The following is a 2,428-nucleotide window of genomic DNA, read 5'->3' as shown; positions in this document are numbered from 1 at the left end:
AGCGGCGCGTCCAGCGCTTCCTTGACCAGCGCGCCGGCCAGCGCGTCGAGCCAGTCGGAGCGTAGCGGCTTCTCGTGGCCGCGCAGCCGCGCAAGGCCCTGCGCGCGCAGGTGCACCGCCATCAGGTCGGCGGTGGAGGCCGGCAGCTTCCTGTCGCGCAGCCGCTGCATCACCTGCTGCAGCGCGCGGTGCGCGGCGCCCTCGGGGCCGAGCTCCCACATCCACTGGTAGTAGGCCGGCGAGGGCATGCCCGAGGCATAGCCCGCGAAGGCATCGAGCCGCTTGAAGGTGTAGGGCACGAGGTAGGAGCCGTAGCGCACCACGGTGCCCTCGTCGGCATCGGGCGTGTCTTCGACTTCAGGTTCGGGCGTCTCGGGCCGCTGCGGCGGCAGCCCCGGCCACAGCCGCGCGAGCGCCGGCGCGTGGTAGCCGCCGCAGACCACCAGCACCGACGCGCCGGCCTGCACCGCGGGCTGCGCCATGGCCCAGGCGATCCAGCGCGCCATCATGGTCTCGCGCGCCTGGTTGCCGAGCGAGCCCGGGTCCTCGCCGCGCAGGTGCTCGAAGTAGGTGGACAGCCGTTGCGCGAGTTCGGCGCTGTCGCAGCCGTCCTCGAACAGGTGGTCCCACAGCGCGTCGCGGCCCTGCACCGAGAGCTTCTCGGTCAGCGCGCGCTCGTAGGCCGCGGCGCGTTCCTCGTGCTGGGTGTCGGCCACGTCGGCATAGCGGTTCTCCATGCGCGAGAAGGCGTCGTGCCAGGCGGGCAGGTCGATGAAGCGCACGTCGGCACCGACCTCGCGGCCGGCCTGCAGCGCCTGCCATTCGGGCGAGTGCTCGGCGAACGGCGACCACGAGCCGTGGTGCGTCTCGCCGGCCGAGAGGTAGCTGTAGATCGCCACCGGCAGCCGGTGCGGCAGGTAGAGCTCCTCGAGCCGCGCGTTGAAGTCGGCCGGGCCCTCGATCAGCACGTGGGCCGGGCGCAGCGCGCGGATGCGCTCGGCCACCAGCCGCGCACAGGCGGGGCTGTGGTGGCGCACGCCGACGATGTGGGGCGCGTTCATCTCAGGGCAGGCGGTGGCGGGCCTCGTAGTAGGCGCGCCAGTGCTCGCCGCTGCGCTTGGCGGCCTTCTGCTCGAAGTAGCGGCGCAGCTTGGCGCGGTCGTCGGCGTTGTCCTTGACCACCGTGCCCGCGATGCAGTCGACCAGGTCGGCCGGCGAGCCCTCGCGCTGCTCGAGGAACCAGGCGCGCACGCCCACCGCATGCGCCACGTTGACCGCCTCGGCGGTCGACATCACGGCCGTGAGCCGGTCCATCGCGGCGTCGCTGCCGCCGCCGTTCTTCTCTGAGGACGAGGCCGGCGCGCCGCGCAGGTCGCGGAAGGTGGCCACCAGCAGCTCGAGCACCGGCTGCGGCACGGTCTTCGGAATGCCGCTCTGCGCGAGCAGGCGTGCCGACGACTCGCGCACCAGCGCGAGCTCGCGCTCGAAGTCGAGGATCGGGAACACGGTCTCGAAGTCGAAGCGGCGCTTGAGCGCGGCGCTCATCTCGTTGACGCCGCGGTCGCGCGTGTTGGCGGTGGCGATGATGTTGAAGCCCTCGCGCGCATAGAGCATGCCGTGCTCGCCCGAGAGCTCGGGCACGGCCATCACGCGGTCGGACAGCATGCCCAGCAGGCAGTCCTGCACCTCGAGCGGCGCGCGCGTGATCTCCTCGAAGCGCACCACCTGGCCTTGCTGCATGCCGATGTACAGCGGCGCCGGCACCATCGCGCGCGGGCTCGGGCCCTCGTTGATCAGCAGCGCGTAGTTCCAGCCGTACTTGATCTGGTCCTCGGTGATCGAGGCGCCGCCCTGGATGGTCAGCGTGGACACGCCCGAGATCGCGGTCGCCAGCAGTTCCGAGAGCATCGACTTCGCGGTGCCCGGCTCGCCCACCAGCATCAGGCCGCGGCCCGTGGCCAGGGTGACCAGCATGCGCTCGATGCTCGCGACCGGCGCCACGATCTTCGGCGCGATGCCCAGCTGCGCATCGCCGAGGATGAAGGCGCGCGCGGCCTTCAGGCTCATGGCCCAGCCCGGCGGGCGCGGATCCTTGTCCTGCGCCTGCAGCTGCGCGATCTGCGCGGCGTACTGGATCTCGGCGGGCGGGCGCTGCAGGGCAGGGGAACCGGTGGGTGGGGTATCGGTCGGCTTGCGGGAGGTGGCCATGGTCTGGATCGGTGTCGGATCTGAAAGGGGCGCGGGGTCGTGCCCGCGCAAACATAGCAGAGCGGCGTAGCGCGCCTCAGCGCGCGCCCAGCGCGTCGATGTCGCGCACCGCTTCGCTGAAGACGATGGGGTCGAGTTCGCCGAACGGGTGGCCGAGGTGCAGCACCTCGAGCGTCTGGTCCTCGCCCGCGCCGGCGTTGTAGAGGCCGGGCCCGAAGCG

2 protein-coding genes are annotated in these 2,428 nt (G+C 72.1%); both read right to left on the bottom strand.

Going from position 1 to position 2,428, the window contains the following annotated elements; translation table 11 throughout:
- Positions 1-1,061, bottom strand: a 1,061-nt coding sequence (locus AC27VN_RS38945; protein WP_490880132.1) for a DUF5682 family protein, incomplete at its 3' end; no start/stop codon positions are given.
- A 1-nt stretch (position 1,062) separates the two neighbouring features.
- On the bottom strand, positions 1,063-2,208 hold the full coding sequence (locus AC27VN_RS38940; protein WP_490880131.1) for an ATP-binding protein: 1,146 nt from the start codon (positions 2,206-2,208) through the stop codon (positions 1,063-1,065).
- Between the last annotated feature and the right edge of the window lie 220 nt (positions 2,209-2,428).

The sequence above is a fragment of the Variovorax sp. 20P10.2.4 genome (assembly GCF_058244205.1).
The sequence above is the reverse complement of the archived record's forward strand: the minus strand, read 5'-3'. Positions and strand labels throughout refer to the sequence as shown.

What these genes read in the sequence shown, in the direction of transcription:
- AC27VN_RS38940 (WP_490880131.1), bottom strand. Translation starts at nt 2,208, where the DNA reads ATGGCCACCTCCCGCAAGCCGACCGATACCCCACCCACCGGTTCCCCT.